We start from the raw sequence: 25,328 nt of genomic DNA on the forward strand, positions 1-25,328 counted from the left end.
AGATCAAGGGTTGACCCATGCAAGGTTCGCAAATCATTGTCCTGGCCACCCCGGTGTTCCTGGCCCTGATACTGCTTGAGTGGTGGGTCGGTGTGCGGCGCGGCCGCAATACCTATCGTGTGAACGATGCTGTCAACAGCATAGGCCTGGGCATGCTCAGTCAGGTCGCCGAGGTCTTTGCCACGGCGATGAAGCTGGGTATCTACACCCTGGCTTTCGAGCACCTGGCCATCTGGCAGCTGCCGGTCCAGTCGCTGTGGGTCTGGGGCCTGGGCTTGCTGCTCTACGACTTCTTCTATTACTGGCACCACCGCTTCGGCCATACCAGCGCCGTGTTCTGGGCCGCCCATGTGGTGCACCACCAGAGCGAGGACTACAACCTGTCCACCGCCCTGCGGCAAACCAGCAGCGGCTGGCTGCTCGGCTGGATCTTCTATCTGCCGATGGCCGTGCTGGGCTTTCCGCCGCTGGTGTTTGCCGTCGTTGCGCTGATCGACCTGCTCTATCAATACTGGGTCCACACCCAGCAGATCGGCCGCCTGGGCTGGTTCGACCGCTGGTTCTGTGCGCCGTCCAACCACCGCGTCCACCATGCGGTGAACGATGTCTATCTGGACCGCAACTATGGCGGCATCCTGATCGTCTGGGACCGCATGTTCGGCAGCTTCCAGCCGGAGTTGGACGAGCAGCCCTGCGTATACGGCACACGTAAGCCGCTGCGCAGCTGGAATCCGCTGTGGGCCAATCTGGAGGTCTATGCCGCCCTGGCCAAGGACAGCTGGCATGCCCGCAACTGGCTCGACAAGGTGCGAATTTGGTTCAAGCCACCGGGCTGGCGGCCGGAAGAGCTGGAGGCGCGCTTCCCCCGCGAACCGTTCGACTGCGCGCGGGTGCAGCGCTTCGATCCGCCGATGAGTCTGCTTCGGCAGGGCCTTGTGCTGGCCCTGTTCGTCGTCGTGTTGACACTGACGGCGGTATTTCTGTGGACGGTGCATGGCCTGCCCCTGCTGCAGCAGATCGTGTTTGCGCTGGTGCTGGCCCTGGGCCTGTGGCTGCTGGGCCGGCTCTGTGGTGGGCGGACTTCGGCGTCCGTAGTCTCGCGCCACGCTCCCGCGGGGCTTGGAAAGCAGGCTTGACCGGCGGTTGTTGTTTTTACGCTGCGTCAAGGGTACCGAGTAAACCCTGCAACTTCTATACTGCGTCCACTTTCCGAACACAAGATCAGGCTGAAAAAAGCCCGGCAAACCCTCAACTCTCAAAGGCAAACGATGAAAAAGATCGCTCTTGTTGCTGCCATTGCAGCTATTTCCGCCCCGGCTTTCGCTCAAAGCTCGGTGACCCTGTACGGCCGCATCAACACCACCGTTGAGAGCCAGAAGATCAACAACCAAGGCCGCAAGATTGTTGTCGCCAACAACTCGTCGCGTTTTGGCTTCAAGGGCGTTGAAGACCTGGGCGGCGGCCTGAAGGCTTCGTTCGTGCTGGAAAGCGGTTTTGACTCCAGCGACGGCAAGGCTGCCGCTTCGTTCTGGGGCCGTGAGTCGCACGTCGACCTGACCGGCAGCTTCGGCACCATCCGTCTGGGCAACTGGACTCCCGGTTCGTACTACGCCACGTCCGACTATGTCGGCATGCACAACCACGAAACCGGTTCGTCGTCCGACGCGCTGTACGGCGGCCCGTTCCCCACGACCAACAAGGTGGGCTGGTTCTCGCCCAACTTCGGTGGTTTCACTGCTGAAGTCGCCGTCCACGCCGGCGAAGGCGTCGACAAGAAGGCATTCGACCTGTCCGCCAACTACGACCAGGGCCCTCTGCACCTGGGTGCTGGCTACACCAAGCAAGGTAATGTGAAGCAATTCGCTGGCCGTGCACTGTATGAGATGGGCGCATTCACCATCGGTGGCTACGTTCAGCGCGAAGACGTCAACGGCTCGTCGCGTACCATTTCGCGTCTGGCTGGCATGTACGCCCTGGGTGCTTCGGAGTTCCACGTGAACTTCGGTGCCACGGGCAAGAACGTGTCGACCAACAAGGCCAACCAGTTCACGCTGGGCTACAACTACAACCTGAGCAAGCGCACCAAGGTGTATGGCTACTACACGGCCATCGACACCAAGAACACGCTGAACAAGGCAGGCGACTTCACGTCGCTGGCCGCTGGTATCCGCCACAACTTCTGATGCCGCGCGGACAAGTCCGGAAGGGCTTGTCCGGCTGCAGCAGGCCCTGGCGCGATACACGCGACAGGGCTGATCTTCGGATCACAGTTGAAAGAAGCGACCTTCGGGTCGCTTTTTTTATGTCTATTCGTCGAACAGATCCGCGGCGGACTTCGGTGGCGTCACGCCCAGGTGTCGGAAGGCGGCCAAGGTGGCGATGCGCCCGCGCGGCGTGCGTTGCAAGAAGCCCTGCTGGATCAGATAGGGCTCGATCACGTCCTCTATCGTGCCGGGCTCTTCGCCGATCGCAGCAGCCACATTGTCCAGACCGACCGGGCCGCCATCGAAGCGGTGGATGACGGCCTCCAGCAGCTTGCGGTCCATCACGTCGAAGCCGCGCGGATCGACGTCCAGCATGGCCAGGGCCAGATCGGCGATGCGCTTGCCAATGCGGCCGTCGCCCTTGACTTCCGCATAGTCGCGTACGCGGCGCAGCAGGCGGTTGGCGATGCGCGGCGTGCCGCGCGAGCGGCGGGCGATCTCGAAGGCGCCCTCTTCATCGGTGGGCACATTCAGGAGCCCTGCCGAGCGGGTGACGATGCGTGCCAGTTCCTCCGCCGAATAGAACTCCAGCCGGGCGACGATGCCGAAGCGGTCGCGCAGCGGATTGGTCAGCATGCCCGCGCGCGTTGTGGCGCCGACCAGGGTGAAGGGCTGCAGATCAAGCTTGATCGAGCGGGCGGCCGGGCCCTCGCCGATCATGATGTCGATCTGGTAGTCCTCCAGCGCCGGGTAGAGGATTTCTTCGACGACCGGGCTCAGCCGGTGTATCTCGTCGATGAAGAGCACATCGTTGCGCTCCAGATTGGTCAGGATGGCGGCCAGGTCCTTGGGCTTTTCCAGCACCGGGCCCGAGGTCTGACGCAGATTGACGCCCAGCTCGTTGGCGATGATGTGGCTCAGCGTCGTCTTGCCCAGGCCGGGTGGGCCGAACAGCAGCACATGGTCCATCGCCTCTTCGCGCTTCTTGGCCGCGCCGATGAATATCTCCAACTGCTCGCGTGCCTTGGCCTGGCCGACGTATTCGCGCAGGCCCTTGGGTCGCAGCGCGCGCTCTATTGCTTCTTCGTTGGGCGAAGTGGGGGCTGGGCTGACCACGCGCCGTGTAGGCTCGAACTCATCGGTTTGAATGCTCATATGCGCATTATGTGCGCGAGCTGTTCAGATATACAGGTTTTGAGCGCTCAGCGCGCCAAGGCTTTGAGGGCCTGCTTGATGCCTTCGCTGACGCCGATGTCGGCCGGCAGCGCCTTCAGCGCGCTCGCCGCTTCCTTGTCGCTATAACCCAGCGCGACCAGGGCCTGCAGGATGTCGCCCTGCGCGTCATTGGCGATGCTCGCCGGCAGGGCCAGATCCGGGCCCAGCTTGCCCTTGAGTTCCAGAAGCAGGCGCTCGGCCGTCTTCTTGCCAATGCCCGGCACCTTGACCAGGCGGCCGGCCTCCTGGCGGGTGATGGCCTGGGCCAGCTCCTGCACGCTCAGGCCGGACAGGATGGACAGGGCCATGCGCGGGCCGACGCCGCTGATCTTGATCAGCTGGCGGAAAGTGGCACGCTCTTCGATCGTCAGAAAGCCGAACAGCAGATGGGCGTCTTCGCGCACCACCTGGTGGGTCAGCAGGGTGACGCGCTCGCCCAGGCCGCCGAGGTTGTAGAAGGTGCTCATGGGTACGTCGACCTCATAGCCGACGCCATTCACGTCCACAAGCACCAGCGGGGGCGATTTCTCCGCGATTACGCCAGTCAGTCGTCCGATCATCGACCGGATTATCCGCGACCGAACAAGCCCAGGCGTTGTGCTTCCAGGGCGGCCTCGGCGCGCGAGGACACATTGAGCTTGCGGTAGATCTGCTTCACATAGTCGGCGATGGTGTGTCGGCTCAGGCCCAGTTGCACGCCGATCTCGGGCAGGGTATAGCCCTTGGCCACGCGCAGCAGCACCTCGGTTTCGCGGTCGGTCAGCGAGACCTCGTGCACCAGCGTGTTCGAGGCCTGCGGACGGCGCTGCTGGCCGGTGAAATAGGCAATCACCTTGCGCGCGATCGAAGGCGACAGCGGCGGCTCACCCTGGCTCATCCGTTGCAGTTGCTCGACCAGCAGCTCACGCGACTGCTCCTTCAGCAGATAGCCGAAGGCACCGGCCTGCAGGGCGGGGAACAGGTGCTCGTCGTCGTCGTGGATGGTGACGATCACCGACTGCACGTCGGGCTGGGCATCGCGCAGGGCGGCGACCACATCGACGCCGGAGCCGTCTGGCAGACCGAGGTCGAGCAGGGCGAGGCTGAACTTCTGTGCCGCCACCAGCTGCAGCGCGTCATGGATGCGCGCGCACTCGATGATCTCCGAGGCCGGGAACACTTGTTTGATCAGGGCCTTCAGCCAGGCGCGAATCTCGGGCAGATCTTCCAGCAGCAGAATATTGTTCATTGCTCTCGCCTTGTAGGGATACGGGGTTATCGACGCCGTGGCGGGTGAATCAAGCGATGGGGGCACACGCTCAGAGCGGAATCGTGAGACGAATCACGGTTCCCCAGCCCGGTCCCGACTCGACCAGGCACTGGCCATGCATCTGCTTGGCGCGCGACTTCATGCTGGCCATGCCGTGGCCCCGGTCCAGCCTGCCGTCCAGTTCCATCGAGATGCCATGGCCGTTGTCCTGGATCATGACCTGGAAGTCGGTGCCAAGCACCGCGCAACTGATGGTGCAGTGGGTCGCACCGCTGTGCTTGATGATGTTGCTGACCGACTCGCGGAAGATGCGGGTCGTCTGCACATAGGCCCGCGCCGGCAGGGTGTGCACGATGTCCTCGGGCGGCGACTTCCATTCGGCGACGATATTCGCCTGGCTGAGCCGCGACACCACCTCGGCCCGCCAGTCGCCCAGGGCGTCGAGCAGCTGAACCGGCTTGCCGGTCAGGCCGCGAACCGACAGGCGCATCTCCTCCAGCGCTTCGCGCGCCAGAGTGGAGATGCGATCCGACTCGCTGGTGTGAACGATGGTCAACAGCTTGGCACCCAGGTCATCATGCAGGTCGGCGGCGATGCGCTTGCGCTCGCGCTCGGTGACTTGTTCCACCTTGGTCTCGGCCAACTGGGCATAGTTGCGCTCGATCTCGGTCACGGTGTCGCGCAGGCGCTGTTCCATCACACTGCGGTCCAGCTCGGCCTGGTTGCGGCCGTGGGCCTGCAGGACGACCAGGCGCAGACCTATCATCAACATGCACAGCGGCATGGCCACGGCCGCCAGGCCCACCGGTCCGGCGACGAGGCGGTGCTGTGTCAACACCTCCAGCACCAGCAGCAGCCCGGCCAGCCCCAGGATGCCGGCCATCAGCCAGAATTCCTTGCGCTGGTTGCGCCAAGCCAGCCACAGGTGAAAGGCCATTGCGGCCAGCACCTGTGCGGTCAGCACCAGATACCAGGCACCGGCAAGCGTATGGTGGTGCAGCGCTCCGGCCCACCAGAGACTCACCGGCACCAGCAGGCATTGCAGCGCCAGCGCCATGTTCAGGGCCCGGTGTTCCCAGCCGACCTGGCGCAGCAGGAACTGCACCACGCACAGCACCAGTGGCGGCACCAGGCTGGCCAGCAGCCACTCAAGCTGATCGCGAGGCAGCGGGACTTCGCCGACAAAGAAGCGCAGGCTCAGCAGGGCCGTGAGCAGGGCCATGCCGGCCAGATAGCCCAGATGACGTTCGCGATGGCTGATCAGCGCTCGCGCGCCGGCAAACAGGGCCAAGCTGAGCATGACCGCCGACAGCAGGGCCGGCAAGCCCTGCCGCCATAGATTGGTACGGTGAGTCCGCTGCGTCAGTTCATCCAGCGGGCCCAGCTCCACTGCCGACAGGCCGCCACCGCGCTGCACCGCATTGACGCGCTGCCGGGCATAGCCGGCCAGATGCAGGTCCAGCACATTGCCCTGAGCCTTCAGCAGGCCGCTGGGCAGCTCCACCAGCTGGGCGGCATAGCAGTGGTCGCTGATCGGGTCCTGCATCGCGCCGATGCTCTTCAGCTTGATGCCGTTGAGTACCAGCTGGTAGTTGGAGCAGGCGCGGTCGATGTAGAGCCCGAGTGGCTGACCTGGGGCTTGCGGCGCCGCATCGAAGCCAAGGCGATACCAGACCGCGCCGCTGTAGCCAGGCCGGCTCTGCGCCCAGTCATCCGGCAGGGCCTGCGCACGCGCGGCGGCCCCGTCGGGGAACAGCGGGGCATCGCTGGCCACGGCCAGTGCCTGATTCAGGGTCAGGTATTGCTTGGACTGGGCCAGGGCCGGCGTCAGCCAGGCCAGCGCGGCGCTCAAGCACAGCAGCCGGGCCAGTAGTCGGATCAGTACGGGGACGGCGGACAGGCTTCTCATGGTCGATGATTGTGCAGGACGCGGCCCCCTTGCAGCCTCGGTGTCCACCCGGGCGACAATGCAGCTTCACACACAAGCGAAGCAAATCGTGATACTTCGACATGAATTCGTCCCCCTGGACAACGCCCGGCTGGCCCATTTATGCGGCATGCTGGACGAACACCTGCGCCAGATCGAGACCACGCTGGACGTCAGCATCTCGCGCCGCAACGAGTATTTCCGCGTCGAAGGCGCCAAGGCCTTTGCCGAGCGTGCGGTGACGCTGATCAAGAGTCTGTACGAGCGCGCCGCCAAGCCGATACCGCCGCAGGCCTTCCAACTGGCCCTGGTCGAGGCGGCCGGTGATCTGGCCCAGGCACGGCCCCGCAAGCGTGCCGCTGTGGCCGCGGCGCTGGGCGACGGCACGGCGGACGCCCATCCCGTTGACGGCGCCATCACCCTGCGCACGCGCCGCGCCGAGCTGGCCGGCCGCACGCCGAACCAGCATGACTATCTGCGCAAGATCCTTTCGCACGACATCACCTTCGGCCTAGGGCCGGCCGGCACCGGCAAGACCTTTCTGGCCGTGGCCTGCGCCGTTGACGCGCTGGAGCGCAACACGGTGCAGCGCATCATCCTGACGCGACCGGCGGTCGAGGCCGGCGAGCGGCTGGGTTTTCTGCCCGGCGATCTGGCGCAGAAAGTCGATCCCTATCTGCGCCCTCTGTATGACGCGCTCTACGATCTGATGGGCTTCGAGCGTGTCACCAAGGCCTTCGAGAAGGGCCTGCTGGAGATCGCCCCGCTGGCCTTCATGCGCGGGCGCACATTGAACCATGCCTTCGTGATCCTGGACGAGGCGCAGAACACCACGCCCGAGCAGATGAAGATGTTCCTGACACGTATCGGTTTCGGCAGCAAATGCGTGGTCACCGGCGACACCAGCCAGATCGACCTGCCCAAGGGCATGGCCAGCGGCCTGGTCGATGCCGAGCGGGTGCTGAGCGATGTCGACGGCATTGCCATGACCCACTTCACCGCCGCCGACGTGGTGCGCCATCCGCTGGTGGCGCGCATCGTGCGCGCTTATGAGGCCCAGACCTCTAGGCGGGAGGGTGCCGTATGAGCAAGCCCGAGCTGAGCCTGTCGCTGCAGTTTGCCGATGCGAGCCACCGCGCGCTGCTGCCCCGGCACAAGGTCGTTCGCTGGATACGCACGGCGCTGGAGCTGCCGGGCGAGCTGACCGTGCGCATCGTCGGCGCCGAGGAGGGCCAGGCGCTGAACCGCGACTACCGGCAGAAGGACTACGCCACCAATGTGCTGACCTTCGACTACAGCCACGAACCGGTGGTGGTGGCCGATCTGGTGCTCTGCGCGCCGGTGGTGGCCCGGGAGGCGCAGGAGATGGGCATAGCCATCGCCGACCACTATGCCCATCTGCTGGTCCATGGCACGCTGCATGCCCAGGGCTATGACCACGAGGTCGACGACGAAGCCGCCTGCATGGAGGCGCGCGAGACCGAGCTGCTGCTGGCGATGGGCTTTGCCGACCCCTATGCGGGCGGCAAGACCCGATAGCGTTCAGCGCTGGCTGCTCAGATAGCGCTTGCGCCAGAAGAAGGCGCCCAGGCCCAGACCCAGGGTCAGCATCATCAAGGTCGCCACCCAGAAGCCGGTGGCGCTGTGTATCAGCGGCAGCGCGTCGAAGTTCATGCCGAAGATGCCGGTGATCAGGTTCAAGGGCATGAAGATGGCGGTCAGCACCGTCAAGGTGCGCATGATGGCGTTGGTGCGATGGCCCAGCGCCGAGAAGTGCATCTGCACCGCCGCCTCGGCCGAGGACTCCAGCCGCCGCACATGGCTGAGCACCCGCTCGACATGCTCCAGCACATCGCGCGAGCGCACGCGCAGCAGCTCGCGTTCGCGGCGCGCCTGGGCGTCGACCTCGGGCGGCCACTCGTCCAGCGCGTCTATCCACTCCTGGATGGCGCTGCGCTGGTCTTCGCAGGTGTCGTCCAGCAGGTGCAGGCTGTTACGCGAGTCCAGCAGCAGCTGCCAGTTGTCGAAGTGGCTGTGCGGGTCCAGCAGTTCCTGCTGCAGCGTGCCCAGCTGACGGGTCAGCAGGCGGCGCAGCTCCAGATAGCTGTCCACCATATGGTTGACCATGCGCAGCATCAGGTCGGCGCTGCTGTTGGGCAGACGGCTGCTGCCGCGAAAGTCGGTGCCTTGGGTCAGCTTGGTGATCTTCTGTGCAAAGAACTCGCGCACCTGGCAATCGGCCGGGTGCACCGTCAGCAGCACGCGGTCGAACACTGCAAACCCGACCGGGCTGGTGTCTATGGCCTTCAGCGCCCGCTCGGCAGAGGCCATCGTGCCATGCTCGGCGTCGACGAACAGCTCGGCGCTGCCCGGCGCCGCGGCCAGCCGGCGGAACACCAGCAGGTCGTACCAGGAGGTGTAGTCGAAGTGCGAGGGCAGTTGGTTGTTCAGCAGATCGGACACATGCAGGTCCACCAACTGGCTGCTGGTCCAGCGCTGCAGCGCGGCCTGGATGTTGGCGGCGTTGACCTCGAACTCGCGCCGGGCGCTGCCCACCCACAGAAAGCCCGTGGCCGGCATTTGCTCGGGCATGGCGTCCAGCTCGGTGAACTGGTCGCCGCTGAGGTGAAAGATGCGCATCAGCGGCCGGCCTTGATCAGGCGGGCCGCGTCGAGTGCGAAATAGCTCAGCACGCCATCGGCGCCGGCGCGCTTGAAGGCCAGCAGCGACTCCATCATCACCGCATCGTGGTCCAGCCAGCCATTGGCGGCGGCGGCCTTCAGCATCGCGTATTCGCCGCTGACCTGGTAGGCGAACGTCGGCACGCGAAACTCGTCCTTGACCCGGCGCACGATGTCCAGATACGGCATGCCGGGCTTGACCATCACCATGTCGGCGCCCTCGGCCAGGTCCAGGGCCACCTCGCGCAGCGCCTCGTCGCTATTGCCCGGGTCCACGTAATAGGTGTTCTTGTCGGCCTTGCCCAGGGCGCTCTTGGAGCCAACGGCATCGCGGAAGGGGCCGTAGAAGGCACTTGCGTACTTGACGCTGTAGGCCATGATTCGGGTGTGAATGTGGCCGGCCGCTTCCAGCGCCGCGCGGATGGCGCCAATGCGACCGTCCATCATGTCGCTGGGGCCCACCATATCGGCGCCGGCCTCGGCCTGGGTCAGGGCTTGCCGCACCAGCAGCTCGACCGTGGCGTCGTTGATCAGATAGCCGGTCTCGTCCGGCAGGCCGTCCTGGCCATGGCTGGTGTAGGGGTCCAGAGCCACATCGGTCAGCAGGCCCAGCTCCGGGAACCGCGACTTGAGCGCCCGCACGGCGCGCGGGATCACCCCCTCCGGGTTGAAGGCCTCGGCGCCGTCGATGGTCTTCAGCTGGGGTTCGATGGCCGGGAAGAGGGCCATCATCGGAATGCCCAGACTCACCGCCTCTTCGGCGGTGCGCAGCAGGTGGTCCAGGCTCTGCCGGGCCACTCCGGGCATCGAGTCAATGGGGTGAAGCCGGTTCTCACCCTCGTGCACGAAGACCGGCAATATCAGATCCTTGACGCTCAGCCCATGCTCGCGCACCAGGTCACGGGTGAAGCGGTCACGACGCAGGCGGCGAGGGCGGTTGGTCGGGTAGGGGGTGGGCGTGCGCAAGGTCTGTTTCTCCGAGGAACGAGCGTGAAAATTTGGGACTGACCCCATGAACCAATGGTATCCGTAACTCCCCGTATACGGTGCGTGGTGCGATATCTGGTAAAATCTGCACTGAGCGATAGCCGTGAGGTGGTCGCTCCCTGCTTTTCCTCCCTGAGCAGGAGCCTTAGCGTGATGACAGCGATAAGGCTTTCCAGCCCCGGCCCAAGGTCGGGGCTTTTTTTTGTGCCGCCACTTTGCGTTTGTCGAGATCCTCGCGTCAACGTTACAGCGTCGTTCTCGGCTTGGTATGCACGCCATAATGGCTGATGCTCTGGGTCAAAGCCTTTCACATCATCTTCGTCGCCAGCTGGTTCGCTGGTCTGTTCTATATGCCCCGGCTGTTCGTCAATCTGGCCATGGTGCCGGCCGACAGCCACGCCGAACGTGAGCGCCTGCTCCTGATGGCGCACAAGCTCTACAAGTTCATGACCCTGCTGATGGTGCCTGCGCTGGCCCTGGGCCTGGTGCTGTGGCTGTACTACGGCATCGGTCGCGGGCCCGGCAGCGGCTGGATGCATGCCAAGCTGCTGGTGGTGCTGCTGGCGGTTGGCTATCACCATATGTGCCGCTCAATCCTGCGCAAGTTCGAGCAGTTGGCCAATCGCCGCAGCCACCGGTGGTTCCGCGTGTTCAACGAGACCTCGGTGCTGATCTTCGCCGTTGTGGTGATCCTGGTTGTGGTCAAGCCCTTTTGATGCCTGACTGACCATGCGCCGCCGTCGCAGCCTGGCCTCCCTGCTGGCGCTTGCCTACGGCCTGCTGGCGGTCTATGCCAGCCTCTACCCCTTCACCGGCTGGCGCTGGCCGCCGGGGGCCGGGCTGGTGGAGGTGCTGCGCCTGCCCTGGCCCCGTTACTGGCTGGCGTTCGATGTGTCGTCGAATCTGCTGGCCTATCTGCCGTTGGGCGGATTGCTGTTTGCCGCCCTGGTGCGCAGCGGCTTCGGGCTGCGATGGGCCTTGCTGGCCGGATTGCTGCTACCCAGCCTGCTGTCGTTCCTGATCGAGACCCTGCAGCATTTCCTCCCGTCGCGTGTTCCGTCGCTGGCCGACTGGGCGCTGAACACGGCCGGTGCCGCGCTGGGCGTGCTGCTGGGTCTGCTGGTCCATGCCTTGGGCGGAATGGAGCGCTGGCAGACCCTGCGCGACCGCTGGTTCGTGCCATCGAGCGCCGGCGCCCTGGCCCTGCTGCTGCTGTGGCCGGTGGGATTGCTGTTCCCTGCCCCTGTGCCGCTGGGTCTGGGCCAGGTGCTGCCCCGCCTGCGTGAGTGGCTGATACTGGCATTGGAAGATACGCCCTGGGAACTGGGCCATGCGGCAGCCTCGCTGGCCGAGCCTGGCCGCGCGCTGCCGCCGGGCCTGGAGGCGCTGACGATCGCCCTGGGCCTGCTCGCGCCCTGTCTGCTCGCGTTGGCGGTGGCCATGCCGGGATGGCGCAAGTTGGGCCTGGTGCTTGGTGCCGCGACCCTGGGTGTGTGCGCTACCGCTTTCTCCGCAGCGATGAGCTTCGGCCCCCAGCATGCGCTGGCCTGGATGACCGGCCCGGCGCAATGGGGCCTGGCCTTTGGCGGACTGCTGGCGGTGTTGCTTTGCTGGGTTCCGGCCCGCGCGGCAGCGGCCCTGGGACTGATAGGCATCACCGCGTTGATCGCCCTCGTCAGCGTTGCGCCTACCGACCCGTATTTTGCGCAGAACCTGGCGTCCTGGGAGCAGGGCCGTTTCATCCGCTTTCATGGCGTGGCGCAATGGGTCGGCTGGCTGTGGCCTTTCATGAGCCTGCTGTGGCTGCTGGGGCGCGTCAGCCGCCGAGATCCGGCTTGAGCCGCCAGATGCCTTTGGATACGGGGGCGCGCAGCGCCCGTGCGCTGCGCGCACTGCCTACAATCCAGCCATGAGTTATTACCAGCGCCACATCTTTTTCTGCCTCAACCAGCGCGACAGCGGCGAGAACGCCTGCGCCCAGCATGGTGCGCAGGAAGCGTTCAACCACTGCAAATCACGCATCAAGGCGGCGGGCCTGTCCGGCGTCGGCCAGGTGCGCGTCAACAAGGCCGGCTGCCTGGACCGCTGCGCCGGCGGCCCGGTGGCGGTGATCTATCCGGAAGAGACCTGGTACACCTTTGTCGACAACAGCGACATCGACGAGATCGTCGACAAGCACCTGATTGGCGGCGAGGTGGTCGAGCGCCTGGTCCTGCCACCGAATGTGGGCCGCTGAGCCTGACCGCCGGTGAACTCACAGACCAAAACCATGCTGATTGCCGGCCCGACCGGCGAGCTCCAGTGCGCGATTGACAATCCTGCCGACGCACCGCGCGGCGTGGCCGTGATCTGCCACCCCAACCCTGTGCAGGGGGGCACCTTGGACAACAAGGTCGTGCAGACCGTCGCCCGCGCCTTTGTGCAACTGGGTTATCGCGCGGTTCGCTTCAACTTCCGTGGTATCGGCCAATCACAAGGCGTGTGGGACGAGGGCCGGGGCGAGATTGACGACGCGCTGGCGGTGATCGCCGCGCTGCGCGAGCCCGGCCTGCCCTTGCTGCTGGCGGGCTTCTCCTTCGGCGGCTATGTGGCCTCGCAGGCGGCGTTGCGCCTGCCCGAGGACCAGCGTGCCGAGCGCCTGCTGCTGGTGGGCCCGGCAACCAGTCGTTTCGACACCGCTGCCGTGCCGGCCGACACCGTGGTGATCCACGGTGAGGCCGATGATGTGGTGCCGTTGCAGGCAGTGCTGGACTGGGCGCGCCCGCAGGTCCTGCCCATCACCGTCGTGCCCGGTGTGGGCCATTTCTTCCATGGGCAACTGCCGCTGCTGAAAAGTCTGGTGCTGCGCGCCTTTGCTGGCGGCTGATCGGACTGAACTCTTTTTCCTGCCAGGACTCTGGCTGACTCCTTTGTTGTTGATCCCCCGATGAAATCACTGATTCCCTTTGTGCTGGCCGTGGCCAGCTCCGTCGCTGTTGCCCAGGCCCCCCAGCCGCCCGAAGTCGCGGCGCGCCAGTACCTGCTGCTGGACATGACCTCCAACCAGGTGCTGGCCGAGCGCGATGCCGACACCCCGACCGACCCGGCCTCGCTGACCAAGCTGATGACGGCCTATATCGTCTTTCAGGCGCTGCGCGAGAAGAAGCTGACCCTTGACGGCACCCTGGCCGTGTCGCAGCGTGCCTGGGACGCGCGCAAGGGCGGCGCCTCGGTGATGTTCATCGACACGACGATGCGGCCCAAGGTCGACGAACTGTTGCGCGGCATGATCGTGCAGTCGGGCAATGACGCCTCGGTGGCCTTGGCCGAGGGCGTTGGCGGCACGGTCGAGCAGTTCGTCGCGATGATGAACCGCCAGGCCCAGGCCTGGGGCCTGAAGAACACCGCGTTCAAGAACGTCGAGGGCATGAGCGAGCCGGGCCACAAGACCTCGGCGCGGGACCTGTCGGTGGTGGCCGCCCACATCATCCGTGACTTCCCCGAGTACTACCCCTATTACTCGGTCAAGGACTTCACCTTCAACAAGATCCGCCAGGACAACCGCAATATGCTGCTGCGCCGCGACCCCACGGTCGATGGCATGAAGACGGGCTACACCGACGCTGCCGGCTACTGCCTGGTGGCCAGTGCGCAACGCGATTTCCCCAATGGCAAGCGCCGTCTCTTGAGCATCGTGCTGGGCACCGACTCGCGTGAGGCCCGCGCCAGCGAGAGCCAGAAGCTGCTGAACTGGGGCTACCAGGCCTTTGACGCGGTGCGCCTGTTCGAGGCCGGCCAGAGCGTCAGCACCGGCCAGGTCTGGAAGGGTGTCGTCAACCAGGCCAAGCTGGGCGCCGAGGGGGCCGTGTTCGTGGCCGTGCCCAAGGGCGAGGGCGGCAAGCTGCTGACCAAGATCGAACGCACCGACCCGCTGGTCGCGCCGCTGAACAAGGGGCAGCGCGTCGGCACGCTGAAGGTCACGACCAGCACCGGCACTCCGGTGGCCGACGTGCCCCTGGTGGTGCTGGAGCCGGTGCCGGTGGCCGGCATCTTTGGCCGGGCCTGGGACTCGATCCGGCTCTGGATCAAGTGATGGTGGCGCTGGCAGGCGTAAGCTAGGCGACTCGACGAGGAGAAGCTGATGATGAACGCGCTGCCCGATATTGCCTGCTACCTGAACGGGGCCTTCACGCCCCTGGCCGAGGCACGTATCTCGCCGATGGACCGCGGCTTCATCTTTGGCGATGGTGCCTACGAGATGATTCCCGTCTATGGCGGGCGCATGTTCCGTTTCGACGAGCACATCGCCCGGCTCGAGCGCAGCCTGGCCAAGCTGCGCATACCGAACCCGATGTCGCGGGAGCAATGGCTGGCCCTGGGCCGCGAGCTGGTGTCGCGCCTGCCGAACGGGGACCAATGGTGGTACATCCAGGTCACCCGTGGCGTGGCGCCGCGCGATCATGTGATGCCCAAAGACCTGAAGCCCACCGTGTTCTCGTACAGCAATGCACAGCGCGCGGTGCCGGCCGAGCAGCGCCACCACGGCGTGGCCTGCGTCAGCGCCCGCGACTTCCGCTGGGAGCGCGGCGACATCAAGAGCACCTCGCTGCTGGGCAATGTGCTGGCGCGCCAGATCTCGGCTGACCAGGGCGCGGTGGAGACCATCATGCTGCGCGAGGGCTTCCTGACCGAGGCCTCGGCGTCCAACGTCTGGATCGTCAAGGAGGGCGCGCTGCTGGGTGTGCCCAAGAGCGAGCAGGTGCTGGAGGGCATACGTGTCGAGTTGCTGCGCGAGCTGTGCGAGGAGGTCGGCGTGGCCTATAACCTGCGCCCGATCTCCGAGGCCGAGCTGTTCGCCGCCGACGAGGTCATCCTCAGCTCGGCCACCAAGGAGGTGCTGGCCGTCACCACGCTGGACGGCGAAGGTGTCGGCCATGGTGCGCTGCGCGGCAAGCCCGGGCCGGTCTATGCCAAGCTCTATGAGGCCTACCAGGGGGCCAAGCGGCTGCAGTCGATTTGAAATACCGGGGATGAGCCCCATCTATCCGGCATGAACACAAGCATGGACATTCCTCCCGAGCAGTCGCTGATCGAGTACCCGTCTCGCTTCCCCATCAAGGTGATGGGCGCGAATGTGGAGAGCTTTGCCCAGGTCATCGCCGATCTGGCCCTGATGTTCGACCCCGAGTTCGACGTCGCCACCATCGAGCGGCGCCCCAGCTCGGGCGGCAAGTACATGGGCCTGACGGTGACCATCACGGCCACCAGCCGCGAGCAGCTGGACGAGTTCTACCGGACCCTGTCCACCCATCCGATGGTGAAGATCGTCTTGTGATCGTGCTTCAGGTTGGCGCTCAGGTCGGCGCTCACGTCGGCGTTTCGGCCAACCTGGCATCCAGCTCCTTCAGCTTGGCTGGCGCGGCCTCGTCGCCGTTGCGGGCGGCCGCGTCATACCAGTAGCGAGCCAGGCGCAGGTCCCTGTCTACGCCGCGGCCATGCTCGTACATGGAGGCCAGGATGTACTGCGCGCCCACATCGCCGCCCTTGGCCGCCTCGCGGTACCAGCGGGCGGCCTTGCCCATGTCCTTGGCCACACCCCGGCCGAGAAAGTGGGCGGTGGCCAGGGCCAGTTGGGCATCCACATTGCCGGCCGTCGCGGCCAGAGTGAACCAGCGCACGGCCAGCACCTGGTCGGGCTTGCCCAGCAGCCCCTGCTCATAGAGTTGCCCCAGGCTCAGTTGCGCGACCACCAGATTCTTGCGAGCGGCGCGCTGCAGCAGACGCAGGGCCTCATTGACATCGGGCTTGGGCGTCTCGGCACGCAAATGCATCATTGCCAGGTTGTAGTCGGCCAGCGGCTCACCCTGCTTGGACAGGCGCTCGAAGCCGGCCAGCGCCGTGGCCAGATCGCCAGTGGCATAGGCCGCGATGGCCTGGTCGATGGGGGGCGAGTCGCTGGCGAGGGCCGGCGTCATGGCCACAACGATGGCGAGCCAGAGGCCGCAGCGGAAATGGGTCGGTCGCATGGGGTGTCCTGCTCGGCCCGGCAACATCGCCGGGGCACGAGGCCACCGTACTACAGATCGCCTTGCCCCGCATCATGACCAGGTGATGTCGGGCGCGATTAGCATATCAAGATGCTGATCAAAACCCTGGGCCTGGCAGACTACGTGGCCACCTTCGATGCGATGCGCGCCTTCACCGACGCCCGCACGTCCGACACCGAAGACGAGCTGTGGTTGGCCGAGCACTCGCCGGTCTACACCCAGGGCCTGGCCGGCAAGGCCGACCATGTGCTGAACCCCGCTGGCATCCCCATCGTGCAAAGCAACCGCGGCGGCCAGGTCACCTACCATGGACCTGGTCAGGTGGTGGCCTATCCGCTGGTCGATCTGTCGCGGCTGGGCATCTATGTGCGCGAGTACGTCTACCGGCTGGAAACGGCGGTGATACAGACGCTCGACGGTTACGGCCTCACCGGCCACCGGGTTGCCGGCGCGCCGGGCATTTACGTGAAGCTCGATGATCCCGGCGGCCATGCGGCGCTGACCGGCCCGGCCGATCCGCGCGACCCGTTCCGCGGCCTGGGCAAGATCGCCGCTTTAGGCATCAAGGTCAGCCGGCACTGTGCCTATCACGGCGTGGCCCTGAACGTGGCTATGGATCTGCAACCCTTTTCCAACATCAACCCTTGCGGCTATGCAGGTCTGGCCACGGTGGACCTCGCTACACTCGGGGTTTCCACGGACTGGGCCACGGCGGCCCAGCGCTTCGGTGAGCGGCTGTCCGCCCAGCTGAGGCCCTAACTGCCAGAGTCGGCCCATGACAAGCGAAAACATCACCTTCGAGTCCCAGTCCGCAGCGGACTATGACGCCACGGCCAAGCAGAAGTCGCAGGCCAAGACGGCGCGCATCCCGATCAAGATCGTGCCGGCCGAGACCCTGAAGAAGCCCGACTGGATACGCGTCAAGGCCGGTTCGCCGAGCACCCGCTTCTACGAGATCAAGAAGATCCTGCGCGAGCACAAGCTGCACACGGTCTGCGAAGAGGCCTCCTGCCCGAATATCGGCGAATGCTTCGGCGGCGGCACGGCCACCTTCATGATCATGGGCGACAAGTGCACTCGGCGCTGCCCCTTCTGCGACGTCGGCCACGGCCGGCCCGATCCGCTGGACGTCAACGAGCCCGAGAACCTGGCCAAGACGATTGCCGCGCTGAAGCTGAAGTACGTCGTCATCACCAGCGTCGATCGTGACGATCTGCGCGACGGCGGTGCCGGCCACTTCGCCGAATGCATTCGCAAGGTCCGCGAACTGAGCCCCGGCACCCAGATCGAGGTGTTGGTGCCCGACTTCCGCGGCCGCATGGACCGCGCGCTGGACATCCTGAAGGCCGCCCCGCCCGACGTGATGAACCACAACCTGGAAACCGCGCCGCGCCTATACAAGGAAGCGCGCCCGGGCTCGGACTACCAGTTCAGCCTGGATCTGCTGAAGCGCTTCAAGGAGGCCGTGCCCGGCGTGCCCACGAAGAGCGGCATCATGGTCGGCCTCGGCGAGACCGACGAAGAAATCCTGCAGGTGATGCGTGATATGCGCGCCCACGGCATCGACATGCTGACTATAGGCCAGTACCTGGCGCCGTCAGGTCACCACCTGCCGGTGCGTCGCTATGTGCACCCGGACGTGTTCAAGATGTTCGAGGACATGGCCTACAAAATGGGCTTCAGCCACGCCGCCGTCGGTGCGCTGGTGCGCTCCAGCTATCACGCCGACCGGCAGGCGCATGACACCTTGAAGGCCGGCGCCGAAGCCAAGGCCTGATCAGGTCTCGGCGAGCAGCTTTTCCACCAGGCCGTGCAGGGCGGCGAAGTCGGGCTCGCCGACATAGCGCTTGACGATTTCGCCGCGCTTGTTGATCAGCAGGGTGGTGGGCGTCAGCTGCACCTTGCCGAAGCTCTTGGCGATGCTGCCGGTGTTGTCGATGGCCACGCCAAAGGGCAGCTTGCGGCTTTCGGCGAAGTTCGCCACAAAGGCCGGCGGGTCGTAGCTCATGGCCACGGCCACGGTATCGAAGCCCCGGCTCTTGAACTTCTCGTGCGTGGCGACGATCTGCGGCATCTCGCGCACGCAGGTGGTGCAGCTGGTGGCCCAGAAGTTGACCAGCATCACCTTGCCCTGCCATTGCTGGCTGCTGAGCTTGCTGCCATCGAGCAGCACGTACTCAACCGCAGGCGCAGTCTCGCGGCTGTTGACGCTCTGGTACGCCAATGTGGCGCCCACCGCCAGAACGGCGGCAAGCAGGGCGGGAGCGGTGTAGCGGGGAAGTTTCATCGGGCGTGACCTGTGAGCGAGCCGCAGTGTACGCCGACGGCCCGGGCCCGGTAGAGCCTGGGGATTTGCCGGAGTTCCCGGCAAATCACGCTTACATGCTCTTGGACAGCTCGAACAGCAGGATGGACGGCAGCGAGTCGTCCAGCGCGCGGATGTCCACATGGGCCAGGCCGTCGACGCTGGCGGTGGACAGCTGGGTGCCGCGCCCATCCTTGTGGATCTCGATGAAGCTGAAGTCCGCAATCTCGTTGCGCAACTCGTCGAACAGCGCCTGGAACGATGCACCGCGCAGCGCGGACTCGAACACGATGCCATGCGGCAGGCCGTCCTGGCAGAAGGAGATGGCCTCATCCATCGAACCGACCTGGTCGATGATCAGGCCCATATGGCGCACCGCGTCCTGCACCTGCATGCGCAACTCGCGCTTGGAGGCAACGATCAGCAGATGGCTGCCCGCCAGCGGCTTGGAGTTGGCCGAGGGCTCGAAGTCGTCCTGATCGACCTCGATCTTTTCGTCCAGATTCTCCAGCTCCGAGGTGATGGTGCTGGGGAACTCCAGCGAGAAGGTGGTGATGCCGCTGTCGTCCTCGCGCTGCGGCGTCAGGCCCATGGTCAACGCGGTCTGCTCGACCAGGCGCCAGGTCAGCGAGTTCAGGCCGGCGCTGGCGGCATCGAGCTGGCGCTCGTCCAGCACGTCCATCGCGCGGTGGGCAAAACGGCAGCTCAGGCGGGCGCGTACCGGCCAGGGGGTGAATTCGACGCGCATCTCGATCGGCGAGTGGGTGCTGGCCAGCGCCCAGTCCATCAGGGCATTGAGCAGGGCGAACAGCAGGGAGCCGTCGACCATCACCTCGGCGGGTTTGAGCACCTGGCGGATCTGGATGCCGCGGGCCTGGGCCTCGCGGGCACGGTGGGTGAGCACGCTGCGCAGCATCTGGGTCAGGTGCAGGCGCTCGCGCGACAGCTGCAGCCGCCCCGAGGCCAGGCGCGCCAGCTGCTGACCCACCATGCCGGCCTCGCGTGCATTGGCCACACTCTCGCGCAGCGCGCGCAGGCTCTGGCGGTCGATCTGGCCGGTGACGATCAGGTTCTGAATGCGCTCCAGTGCCGAACTCAGCGGGCCGGCGATCTCGGCGCCGAGCTGCTGCACGATGTCTGCCCAGTCGGCACGCTCCGCCCCCGATGCGGGCGCCAGTGTGGCGGCCGGCAGGGCGTTGAAGGGGCCAGGCTTTGGTTCAGACATAGATGCTTATTCTCCCTCGTCCCTGTTCTTGCTTGGCGCCCCGATAGGCCGAGGTCTGTTCCGTTGCGTGATATGCAGACATTGCATGGAGCGACAACGGGTTGCCATGGTGCTGGCCGGGCCCGTCTACCGTCCATCCCCCGAGTTGGGGGTTTTTCGCAACAGAGGGGCGGCCCCCCGCAGATGGGCGTGCAGGCTGGCCGGGAATCGGGTCGCTCAGGGACGCAGTGCCTGCCGGGCCTGGTTGAGTCTTTCGTCCAGGTAGCTGGCATAGAAGTCGGGCAGCAGCGCACCAATCAGGGGCTCGGCCAGGGCCTGGCCGCGGGGGCCCAGCAGCAGCACGGTGGGGGCGAAGCGAACGCCCAGCCGCCGCAGCACGGCATCCTGGCTGCGGCGATGGCCGTCGAAGTCGATCAGCATCGATGGGTTGCGAATGTCCAGCTGGACGGCATACAGGCGCGCTGCAGCCGTGTCGGCGCGCAGCCCGGGCAGCAGGTGCGAGCGGCGCAGCTCCTCGCAGAAACGGCAGCCGGGCAGGCTGGCCAGCAGCAGCAGTGGTTGGCCCTGGGCGGTGGCCTGCTCGGCCGCTGCGGGCAGCGATTCGGGCGTGGGCAGCCGGGTTTCTGCCGCCGTGGCAGGGTTCGGTACGGCCAGCGCGGCCGGGACCGCAAGCCATTGCAGCAGTTCGCGTCGGCTCAGGCTCATCCCAGCACGCCTTGCTGCCGCAGCAGTTCGGCTTCCCCCTCGCTGATGCCGAACTCGGCCAGGATGGCCTGGGTGTGCTCGCCCAGTAGCGGCGGGGCCTGCCGGTAGCTCACCGGTGTGGCCGACAGCTTCATCGGGCTGGCGACCAGGCGCAGCTTGTCGGTCAGCGGGTGGGCCATGGGCACCACCATCTCGCGCGCCAGCACCTGAGGGTCGGCGAACACTTCCCGCAGATTGTTGATGGCGCCGCAGGGCACCTTGGCGGCTTCGAGCGCGGCCAGCCAGTCGGCGCGCGGCCGGGTCTTCATGATTGCTGCGAGTTGGGGCACCAGCTGTTCGCGGTTGCGTACGCGGTCAGCATTGCGGGCATAGCGCGGGTCGGCAACGAACTCTCCGCAGCCAGCGATCTCGCAGAACTTGGCGAACTGGCCGTCATTGCCCACCGCCAGTATCAGGTGGCCGTCGGCGACTTCGAACACCTGGTAGGGCACGATGTTCTGGTGCGCATTGCCGACGCGCTTCGGTGCGACGCCCGTGCTGAGGTAGTTGGACCCGAGATTGGCCAGCATCGCCACCTGGGTGTCGAGCAGGGCCATGTCTATGGCCTGGCCCTGGCCGGTGGCCTCGGCATGGCGCAGCGCGGCCAGTATGGCCACCGTGGCATACAGGCCGGTGAACAGGTCGGCCACCGCCACGCCCACTTTTTGCGGCCCACCTCCGGGCAGATCGTCGCGCTCGCCGGTCACGCTCATCAGGCCGCCCATGCCCTGCACCGCATAGTCGTAGCCGGCGCGGTCCTTGTAGGGGCCGGTCTGGCCGAAGCCGGTGATCGAGCAGACCACCAGCTTGGGGTTCAGCGCCAGCAGGCTCTGCGCATCCAGGCCGTAGCGGGCCAGGTCGCCGACCTTGAAGTTTTCGACCAGCACATCGCTCTGCGCCGCTAGTCTGCGTATCAAGTCCTGGCCCCCGGGGCTGGCGATGTCTATGGTGATCGAGCGCTTGTTGCGGTTGGCGCCCAGGTAGTAGGCGGCCTCGGCGGTGTCATGGCCCTGGTCGTCCTTCATGAACGGAGGGCCCCAGCCGCGGGTGTCGTCGCCGGCACCGGGGCGCTCGACCTTGATCACGTCGGCGCCCAGATCGGCCAGGGTCTGGGTGCTCCAGGGGCCGGCCAGCACGCGGGAGAGGTCGAGCACGCGCACGCCGGCGAGTGCCATGGAGGGGATAGCATTGCTTGTTCGCATGGCAGCGATTGTGCTGCAGTCGCCCCGAGCCAGGCACCGGATAATGGCCGGATGCCGCACCGCCACCCCCCCTCCCTGATTTCGCTGCGTACCTGGGCGCTGGCCTGCCTGCCCGTCCTGGCGGCCTGTGCCCCCGGCCTGGACTGGCGCGAGGTGCGGCCCGAGGGGGCGAATCTGCTCCTGATGTTCCCCTGCAAACCGGCCAGCGATGCGCGCCAGGTCGAGATGCAGGGCCGGACCTTCGATATGCGCCTCTATGCCTGCAAGACGTCGAACCAGAGCTTTGCGCTGTCCTACGTCGATGTCGGTGACCCAGCCCTGGTCGGTCCGGCACTGCAGCAGATGCGCCAATCATTGGCGGCCAAGCTGGCAGCCAATCCGGCGGCCGGTGCGGCGTCCGCCGTGCCGGTGCAGGTCGGCGGCATGACGCCCAACCCGCAGGCGCTGCAGCAGTCGCTGGCCGGCAAGTTGCCCGATGGCTCGGGCACCCAGGGCGCGGTGGCGGTGTTCGCCCACGGCACGCGGGTGTTCCAGGCCGTGGTGCTGGGCGCCAAGCGTGACGCCGCCGCCGAGGAAGGCTTTCTCAATGGCATGAAGTTCGCTTCATGACCGCGGCTGTCGAGCGCCAGGATCGGGCCATGGGCCTTCGCGCGGCCGCGTTGCTGTTCCTCAGCTTTGCCTTCGCCTACTTCTTTTCGGCCCTGCTGCGGGCGGTGACCGCCACCTTGGCGCCGACCTTCAGCGCCGAGCTGGAGCTGCAATCGGCCGATCTGGGCCTGCTGGCCGGGGCCTTTTTTCTGGGCTTCTCCGCCATGCAACTGCCGCTGGGCAGCGGGCTGGACCGCTTCGGCCCCAAGCGCGTGCTGCTGGTGCTGTTGAGCATGGCCGTGCTGGGTTGCGCGGCCTTTGCCCTGGCCACCAGCTTTGCCGGGCTGGTGGCGGCGCGGGCGCTGTGCGGTGTTGGGGTGTCGGCCTGTCTGATGGCGCCTATGACGGCGTTTCGCCGCCGTTTCGATGCCCGCGCGCAGATGCGCGCCACTTCGTGGATGCTGATGACCGGCTCGCTGGGCATGGTGGCCTCGACCCTGCCGGTGCAGTACCTGCTGCCGCTGGTCGGCTGGCGCGGCCTGTTCTGGGGACTGTCCGCGCTATTGCTGCTGGCCATGCTGGGCATTGCGCTGATCGTGCCGCGCGACGCGCCCGTCCAGCCCCATGCCAGCGAGGCCGGCGGTCTGCGCGCCTATGCCGCCGTCTTCCGCCACCCCAGCTTTGTGCGCATGCTGCCGCTGGGTCTGGTGCAGTACGGGGCGATGGTGGCCGTGCAATCGCTATGGGCCGGACCCTGGCTGACGCAGGTCTGCGGCTGGACTCAGGGCGAGGCGGCGCAGGGTCTGTTCTTCATCAATCTGGGCATGCTGGTGGCCTTTCTGAGCTGGGGGCTGGTGCTGCCGCGCCTCTATGCCAGCGGCTGGACGGCCCAGGCCTTGCTGAAGCGGGCGATGCCGATCAGCACCGGGGTGTTGCTTTTGGCCCTGTTGCTGGGCGAGCAGGCCAGCGCCTGGGCCTGGGGGCTGTTCTGCGTCAGCAGCACGGTGGTGTCGCTGTCTCAGCCGGCCGTCGGTCAGGCCTTCCCGGACCGTCTGGCGGGTCGCGCCCTGTCGGCCTTCAATCTGGTGATCTTCTCCGGCGTCTTCCTGGTGCAATGGGGCATTGGCCTGGCGCTGGATCTGATGCGCGGTTGGGGTTGGTCGGTGCTGGCCGCCTACCGCGGCGCCTTCGCCCTGCTGGCCCTGGCCAGTGTGCTGTCCTATCTGTGGTTTTGCTGGCGTGATGACGGCCAGGAAGCCTTGCAGGCCCACGCGGCCGGTGCGACTGCCCATAATTGAGCCATGACCGGAATCCTGCTCATCGCCCACGCACCGCTGGCCTCGGCTCTCCAGGCTGTGGCGCGCCACACCTTTCCCGACTGCGCCCGCCAGCTCGAGGCGCTTGACGTGACGCCGGACATGTCGGCCGACCAGGTGCTCGAAGCGGCGCGCCCGCTGCTGGCCCGCATCGCCCAACCCGAGGCGCTGATACTGACCGATGTGGCCGGTGCAACGCCCAGCAACGCCGCGCTGCGCCTGGCCGACGAGATCCATGTGCGGCAGCTGGCCGGCGTCAATGTGCCGATGCTGTGGCGCTCGCTGTGTTACGCCAGTGAACCGCTGGATCAATTGATCCAGCGCGCCGTCGACGGCGGCAAGAAAGGCATAGTCCCTGTGTCGAATCCCGATATCGCGCCCGCTCCTTCACCAGCCCCATGATCAAGAACACCATCACCATCATCAACAAGCTGGGCCTGCATGCCCGCGCCTCGGCCAAGCTCACCAAGCTGGCGGGTGGCTTCAAATCCGAGGTCTTCATGACCCGCAATGGCCGCCGCGTCAATGCCAAGAGCATCATGGGTGTGATGATGCTGGCCGCCGGCATGGGCAGCACGGTCGAGATCGAGACCGAGGGCGAGGACGAACAGGCGGCGATGGACGCGCTGACTGCCCTGGTCAACGACAAGTTCGGCGAAGGACAGTAGTCAAGGCGGCGCTCAAACGGCGCCGGGCCGCCCCAAGCCGTTTGAGCACCCGCCCGGCGTGTCGCAGTGGTACCCCGCTGCCGGGTGCTCTATTTCTCTAGGAAGTGCTTGCGGTAGCGCGCGGGCAGGTCGGAGATGCGCATCATCATCGGCAGATCGGCGGTGTTGAAGTCCGGATCCCAGGCCGGGCGGCCCAGGATGCGGGCGCCGCAGCGCAGATAGCCCTTGATCAGCGGAGGGGCCTCGACGGCAAGGTCGGTACGCAATTCATCGACCGGCAGCGGCAGGCGCGGGCGCACCTGCCATTCGATCGCCGCCAGATGCGTCTTCTGCAACTGGTGCCAGAGGCTGGCCGCGAAGTGGCCACCATCGCACATGCTGACGCTGGCGCAGCCGATCATCGTGTCCAGTTCGTTGCGCAGCATGAATTCGGCCAGCGCGCCCCACAGTGCCATGATGGCGCCGCCGGAACGATAGTCCGGATGCACGCAGGAGCGGCCCAGCTCGACCATGCGCGAGCGCAGGCTGCGCAGCCGGGTCAGATCGAACTCGGTCTCGCTGTACAGGCCGCCAGCGCGTATCGCGGCCGCGGGCGTCAGCACCCGGTAGGTGCCTATCACCGGGCCGGGCTGTTCGCCATCGATGACGGCACGCACCAGCAGATGCTCGCAGTACGGATCGAACACATCGATGTCATGGCCGGCCGGTGCGCCGCGGGGCGTACTCAGCCGGGCCCCCATCTCGTTCACGAACACGTCATAGCGCAGGCGCTGGGCCTGGCGCACATCGTCTTCGGTGCGGGCCCAGGCCACGTCGAGGCGGGCGGGGGCGGACGGCGTCAGCAGGGACCGGCGCGCTCCCGTGGGGCGCAGGTCGGTGTAGGGCAGGGTGGGCAGGGGAAGATCACGCATGTGATGGCTTTCTGTTGGCTCTTTGAAGTTCAGCCATGCTCGGTCGGCGGGGTGACGCAGCTGTGACGTCTGTATGACGT

The 25,328-nt window shown here is 66.1% G+C and carries 29 protein-coding genes; 17 read left to right on the top strand and 12 right to left on the bottom strand.

Going from position 1 to position 25,328, the window contains the following annotated elements:
- Nucleotides 1-17 precede the first annotated feature (17 nt).
- Together DES47_RS10595 and DES47_RS10600 are read left to right on the top strand one after the other, a co-directional pair.
- Nucleotides 18-1,136 carry a sterol desaturase family protein gene (locus DES47_RS10595; protein WP_133700617.1) on the top strand — a complete coding sequence of 373 codons (1,119 nt, stop codon included), beginning with the start codon at nucleotides 18-20 and terminating at the stop codon, nucleotides 1,134-1,136.
- 132 nt (nucleotides 1,137-1,268) lie between these two features.
- Nucleotides 1,269-2,183, top strand: a complete 915-nt coding sequence (locus DES47_RS10600) for a porin (RefSeq protein WP_133700618.1) — start codon at nucleotides 1,269-1,271, stop codon at nucleotides 2,181-2,183.
- A gap of 123 nt (nucleotides 2,184-2,306) precedes the next feature.
- Here the strand turns inward: DES47_RS10600 and ruvB are convergent, their stop codons facing one another.
- The 4 genes from ruvB to DES47_RS10620 form a co-directional block, all read right to left on the bottom strand.
- Nucleotides 2,307-3,359 (bottom strand): Holliday junction branch migration DNA helicase RuvB, encoded by a 1,053-nt coding sequence (ruvB, locus tag DES47_RS10605; RefSeq protein ID WP_133700619.1) that lies wholly within the window; start codon nucleotides 3,357-3,359, stop codon nucleotides 2,307-2,309.
- Between the two features lie 47 nt (nucleotides 3,360-3,406).
- Nucleotides 3,407-3,979: a Holliday junction branch migration protein RuvA gene (gene ruvA / locus DES47_RS10610; RefSeq protein WP_133700620.1), complete on the bottom strand. Its 573-nt coding sequence runs from the start codon at nucleotides 3,977-3,979 to the stop codon at nucleotides 3,407-3,409.
- 8 nt (nucleotides 3,980-3,987) lie between these two features.
- Nucleotides 3,988-4,647, bottom strand: a complete 660-nt coding sequence (locus DES47_RS10615) for a response regulator (protein ID WP_133700621.1) — start codon at nucleotides 4,645-4,647, stop codon at nucleotides 3,988-3,990.
- A gap of 70 nt (nucleotides 4,648-4,717) precedes the next feature.
- Complete coding sequence (locus DES47_RS10620; protein WP_133700622.1) at nucleotides 4,718-6,577, bottom strand: sensor histidine kinase; 1,860 nt, start codon at nucleotides 6,575-6,577, stop codon at nucleotides 4,718-4,720.
- Between the two features lie 88 nt (nucleotides 6,578-6,665).
- On the opposite strand from DES47_RS10620, the gene DES47_RS10625 reads away from it, so the two are divergent.
- Together DES47_RS10625 and ybeY are read left to right on the top strand one after the other, a co-directional pair.
- The gene (locus tag DES47_RS10625; RefSeq protein ID WP_133700623.1) at nucleotides 6,666-7,682 is read left to right on the top strand and encodes a PhoH family protein; all 1,017 of its coding nucleotides are present in this window, start codon (nucleotides 6,666-6,668) and stop codon (nucleotides 7,680-7,682) included.
- Nucleotides 7,679-8,134: an rRNA maturation RNase YbeY gene (gene ybeY / locus DES47_RS10630; RefSeq protein WP_133700624.1), complete on the top strand. Its 456-nt coding sequence runs from the start codon at nucleotides 7,679-7,681 to the stop codon at nucleotides 8,132-8,134. Before DES47_RS10625 ends, ybeY begins: the two co-directional genes overlap by 4 nt.
- A gap of 3 nt (nucleotides 8,135-8,137) precedes the next feature.
- Here the strand turns inward: ybeY and DES47_RS10635 are convergent, their stop codons facing one another.
- Nucleotides 8,138-9,235, bottom strand: coding sequence for a magnesium transporter CorA family protein (locus tag DES47_RS10635; RefSeq protein WP_133700625.1), 1,098 nt, complete (start codon nucleotides 9,233-9,235; stop codon nucleotides 8,138-8,140).
- The gene (gene hemB / locus DES47_RS10640) at nucleotides 9,235-10,242 is read right to left on the bottom strand and encodes a porphobilinogen synthase (RefSeq protein ID WP_425057428.1); all 1,008 of its coding nucleotides are present in this window, start codon (nucleotides 10,240-10,242) and stop codon (nucleotides 9,235-9,237) included. The genes DES47_RS10635 and hemB overlap by 1 nt, the downstream gene beginning before the upstream one ends.
- A gap of 308 nt (nucleotides 10,243-10,550) precedes the next feature.
- Here hemB and DES47_RS10645 point away from each other — a divergent pair, with 308 nt between their 5' ends.
- The 7 genes from DES47_RS10645 to DES47_RS10675 all read left to right on the top strand — a co-directional run bounded on the left by DES47_RS10645 (nucleotide 10,551) and on the right by DES47_RS10675 (nucleotide 15,577).
- Nucleotides 10,551-10,979: a CopD family protein gene (locus tag DES47_RS10645; RefSeq protein ID WP_133700627.1), complete on the top strand. Its 429-nt coding sequence runs from the start codon at nucleotides 10,551-10,553 to the stop codon at nucleotides 10,977-10,979.
- A 13-nt stretch (nucleotides 10,980-10,992) separates the two neighbouring features.
- Nucleotides 10,993-12,102: a VanZ family protein gene (locus DES47_RS10650; protein ID WP_243748249.1), complete on the top strand. Its 1,110-nt coding sequence runs from the start codon at nucleotides 10,993-10,995 to the stop codon at nucleotides 12,100-12,102.
- Nucleotides 12,103-12,172: 70 nt separating this feature from the next.
- The gene (locus DES47_RS10655; protein ID WP_133700629.1) at nucleotides 12,173-12,499 is read left to right on the top strand and encodes a (2Fe-2S) ferredoxin domain-containing protein; all 327 of its coding nucleotides are present in this window, start codon (nucleotides 12,173-12,175) and stop codon (nucleotides 12,497-12,499) included.
- A gap of 12 nt (nucleotides 12,500-12,511) precedes the next feature.
- Nucleotides 12,512-13,129, top strand: coding sequence for an alpha/beta hydrolase (locus DES47_RS10660; protein ID WP_133700630.1), 618 nt, complete (start codon nucleotides 12,512-12,514; stop codon nucleotides 13,127-13,129).
- A 60-nt stretch (nucleotides 13,130-13,189) separates the two neighbouring features.
- A complete protein-coding gene (locus DES47_RS10665; RefSeq protein WP_133700631.1) occupies nucleotides 13,190-14,335 on the top strand; it encodes a D-alanyl-D-alanine carboxypeptidase family protein in 1,146 nt (381 codons plus the stop codon).
- 48 nt (nucleotides 14,336-14,383) lie between these two features.
- A complete protein-coding gene (locus DES47_RS10670; RefSeq protein WP_133700632.1) occupies nucleotides 14,384-15,262 on the top strand; it encodes a D-amino acid aminotransferase in 879 nt (292 codons plus the stop codon).
- Nucleotides 15,263-15,304: 42 nt separating this feature from the next.
- A complete protein-coding gene (locus DES47_RS10675) occupies nucleotides 15,305-15,577 on the top strand; it encodes a DUF493 family protein (protein WP_133700633.1) in 273 nt (90 codons plus the stop codon).
- A gap of 31 nt (nucleotides 15,578-15,608) precedes the next feature.
- Here DES47_RS10675 and DES47_RS10680 read toward each other — a convergent pair whose 3' ends face one another.
- A complete protein-coding gene (locus DES47_RS10680; RefSeq protein ID WP_166651953.1) occupies nucleotides 15,609-16,268 on the bottom strand; it encodes a tetratricopeptide repeat protein in 660 nt (219 codons plus the stop codon).
- Nucleotides 16,269-16,379: 111 nt separating this feature from the next.
- Between DES47_RS10680 and lipB the strand changes: the two genes are divergently transcribed.
- A complete protein-coding gene (lipB, locus tag DES47_RS10685; protein WP_133700635.1) occupies nucleotides 16,380-17,048 on the top strand; it encodes a lipoyl(octanoyl) transferase LipB in 669 nt (222 codons plus the stop codon).
- A gap of 16 nt (nucleotides 17,049-17,064) precedes the next feature.
- Complete coding sequence (lipA, locus tag DES47_RS10690; RefSeq protein WP_133700636.1) at nucleotides 17,065-18,066, top strand: lipoyl synthase; 1,002 nt, start codon at nucleotides 17,065-17,067, stop codon at nucleotides 18,064-18,066.
- On the opposite strand, the gene DES47_RS10695 is transcribed toward lipA, so the two are convergent.
- The 4 genes from DES47_RS10695 to DES47_RS10710 all read right to left on the bottom strand — a co-directional run bounded on the left by DES47_RS10695 (nucleotide 18,067) and on the right by DES47_RS10710 (nucleotide 21,738).
- On the bottom strand, nucleotides 18,067-18,576 hold the full coding sequence (locus tag DES47_RS10695; protein WP_133700637.1) for a TlpA family protein disulfide reductase: 510 nt from the start codon (nucleotides 18,574-18,576) through the stop codon (nucleotides 18,067-18,069).
- A gap of 91 nt (nucleotides 18,577-18,667) precedes the next feature.
- A complete protein-coding gene (locus DES47_RS10700; protein ID WP_133700638.1) occupies nucleotides 18,668-19,819 on the bottom strand; it encodes an ATP-binding protein in 1,152 nt (383 codons plus the stop codon).
- A gap of 216 nt (nucleotides 19,820-20,035) precedes the next feature.
- Nucleotides 20,036-20,524: a thioredoxin family protein gene (locus DES47_RS10705; protein ID WP_133700639.1), complete on the bottom strand. Its 489-nt coding sequence runs from the start codon at nucleotides 20,522-20,524 to the stop codon at nucleotides 20,036-20,038.
- The gene (locus tag DES47_RS10710; protein WP_133700640.1) at nucleotides 20,521-21,738 is read right to left on the bottom strand and encodes a CaiB/BaiF CoA transferase family protein; all 1,218 of its coding nucleotides are present in this window, start codon (nucleotides 21,736-21,738) and stop codon (nucleotides 20,521-20,523) included. The genes DES47_RS10705 and DES47_RS10710 overlap by 4 nt, the downstream gene beginning before the upstream one ends.
- Before the next feature lie 78 nt (nucleotides 21,739-21,816).
- Here DES47_RS10710 and DES47_RS10715 point away from each other — a divergent pair, with 78 nt between their 5' ends.
- The 4 genes from DES47_RS10715 to DES47_RS10730 are packed head-to-tail and all read left to right on the top strand — an operon-like array spanning nucleotide 21,817 to nucleotide 24,337.
- A complete protein-coding gene (locus DES47_RS10715; RefSeq protein ID WP_133700641.1) occupies nucleotides 21,817-22,374 on the top strand; it encodes a hypothetical protein in 558 nt (185 codons plus the stop codon).
- Nucleotides 22,371-23,651 (top strand): MFS transporter, encoded by a 1,281-nt coding sequence (locus DES47_RS10720; RefSeq protein WP_133700642.1) that lies wholly within the window; start codon nucleotides 22,371-22,373, stop codon nucleotides 23,649-23,651. Before DES47_RS10715 ends, DES47_RS10720 begins: the two co-directional genes overlap by 4 nt.
- A gap of 3 nt (nucleotides 23,652-23,654) precedes the next feature.
- On the top strand, nucleotides 23,655-24,071 hold the full coding sequence (locus DES47_RS10725; RefSeq protein ID WP_133700643.1) for a PTS sugar transporter subunit IIA: 417 nt from the start codon (nucleotides 23,655-23,657) through the stop codon (nucleotides 24,069-24,071).
- Entirely contained in the window at nucleotides 24,068-24,337 is a 270-nt protein-coding gene (locus tag DES47_RS10730) for an HPr family phosphocarrier protein (protein WP_133700644.1), read from the top strand. Before DES47_RS10725 ends, DES47_RS10730 begins: the two co-directional genes overlap by 4 nt.
- 89 nt (nucleotides 24,338-24,426) lie before the next feature.
- On the opposite strand, the gene DES47_RS10735 is transcribed toward DES47_RS10730, so the two are convergent.
- Nucleotides 24,427-25,248 carry a GNAT family N-acetyltransferase gene (locus DES47_RS10735; protein ID WP_133700645.1) on the bottom strand — a complete coding sequence of 274 codons (822 nt, stop codon included), beginning with the start codon at nucleotides 25,246-25,248 and terminating at the stop codon, nucleotides 24,427-24,429.
- Nucleotides 25,249-25,328 lie beyond the last annotated feature (80 nt).

Origin of the sequence: Roseateles toxinivorans (assembly GCF_004362525.1) — a bacterium.
Taxonomy (GTDB): domain Bacteria; phylum Pseudomonadota; class Gammaproteobacteria; order Burkholderiales; family Burkholderiaceae_C; genus Paucibacter; species Paucibacter toxinivorans.

Coding starts and splice junctions, on each gene's coding strand:
- DES47_RS10710 (WP_133700640.1), bottom strand. CDS start 21,738: ATGGCACTCGCCGGCGTGCGCGTGCTCGACCTCTCCCGCGTGCTGGCC.
- DES47_RS10725 (WP_133700643.1), top strand. CDS start 23,655: ATGACCGGAATCCTGCTCATCGCCCACGCACCGCTGGCCTCGGCTCTC.
- DES47_RS10705 (WP_133700639.1), bottom strand. CDS start 20,524: ATGAGCCTGAGCCGACGCGAACTGCTGCAATGGCTTGCGGTCCCGGCC.
- lipA (WP_133700636.1), top strand. CDS start 17,065: ATGACAAGCGAAAACATCACCTTCGAGTCCCAGTCCGCAGCGGACTAT.
- lipB (WP_133700635.1), top strand. CDS start 16,380: ATGCTGATCAAAACCCTGGGCCTGGCAGACTACGTGGCCACCTTCGAT.
- DES47_RS10600 (WP_133700618.1), top strand. CDS start 1,269: ATGAAAAAGATCGCTCTTGTTGCTGCCATTGCAGCTATTTCCGCCCCG.
- DES47_RS10645 (WP_133700627.1), top strand. CDS start 10,551: ATGCTCTGGGTCAAAGCCTTTCACATCATCTTCGTCGCCAGCTGGTTC.
- DES47_RS10650 (WP_243748249.1), top strand. CDS start 10,993: ATGCGCCGCCGTCGCAGCCTGGCCTCCCTGCTGGCGCTTGCCTACGGC.
- DES47_RS10670 (WP_133700632.1), top strand. CDS start 14,384: ATGATGAACGCGCTGCCCGATATTGCCTGCTACCTGAACGGGGCCTTC.
- DES47_RS10695 (WP_133700637.1), bottom strand. CDS start 18,576: ATGAAACTTCCCCGCTACACCGCTCCCGCCCTGCTTGCCGCCGTTCTG.
- DES47_RS10675 (WP_133700633.1), top strand. CDS start 15,305: ATGGACATTCCTCCCGAGCAGTCGCTGATCGAGTACCCGTCTCGCTTC.
- DES47_RS10720 (WP_133700642.1), top strand. CDS start 22,371: ATGACCGCGGCTGTCGAGCGCCAGGATCGGGCCATGGGCCTTCGCGCG.
- DES47_RS10615 (WP_133700621.1), bottom strand. CDS start 4,647: ATGAACAATATTCTGCTGCTGGAAGATCTGCCCGAGATTCGCGCCTGG.
- DES47_RS10715 (WP_133700641.1), top strand. CDS start 21,817: ATGCCGCACCGCCACCCCCCCTCCCTGATTTCGCTGCGTACCTGGGCG.
- DES47_RS10635 (WP_133700625.1), bottom strand. CDS start 9,235: ATGCGCATCTTTCACCTCAGCGGCGACCAGTTCACCGAGCTGGACGCC.
- DES47_RS10665 (WP_133700631.1), top strand. CDS start 13,190: ATGAAATCACTGATTCCCTTTGTGCTGGCCGTGGCCAGCTCCGTCGCT.
- ruvB (WP_133700619.1), bottom strand. CDS start 3,359: ATGAGCATTCAAACCGATGAGTTCGAGCCTACACGGCGCGTGGTCAGC.
- DES47_RS10680 (WP_166651953.1), bottom strand. CDS start 16,268: ATGCGACCGACCCATTTCCGCTGCGGCCTCTGGCTCGCCATCGTTGTG.
- DES47_RS10655 (WP_133700629.1), top strand. CDS start 12,173: ATGAGTTATTACCAGCGCCACATCTTTTTCTGCCTCAACCAGCGCGAC.
- DES47_RS10620 (WP_133700622.1), bottom strand. CDS start 6,577: ATGAGAAGCCTGTCCGCCGTCCCCGTACTGATCCGACTACTGGCCCGG.
- DES47_RS10595 (WP_133700617.1), top strand. CDS start 18: ATGCAAGGTTCGCAAATCATTGTCCTGGCCACCCCGGTGTTCCTGGCC.
- DES47_RS10730 (WP_133700644.1), top strand. CDS start 24,068: ATGATCAAGAACACCATCACCATCATCAACAAGCTGGGCCTGCATGCC.
- ybeY (WP_133700624.1), top strand. CDS start 7,679: ATGAGCAAGCCCGAGCTGAGCCTGTCGCTGCAGTTTGCCGATGCGAGC.
- DES47_RS10735 (WP_133700645.1), bottom strand. CDS start 25,248: ATGCGTGATCTTCCCCTGCCCACCCTGCCCTACACCGACCTGCGCCCC.
- ruvA (WP_133700620.1), bottom strand. CDS start 3,979: ATGATCGGACGACTGACTGGCGTAATCGCGGAGAAATCGCCCCCGCTG.
- DES47_RS10700 (WP_133700638.1), bottom strand. CDS start 19,819: ATGTCTGAACCAAAGCCTGGCCCCTTCAACGCCCTGCCGGCCGCCACA.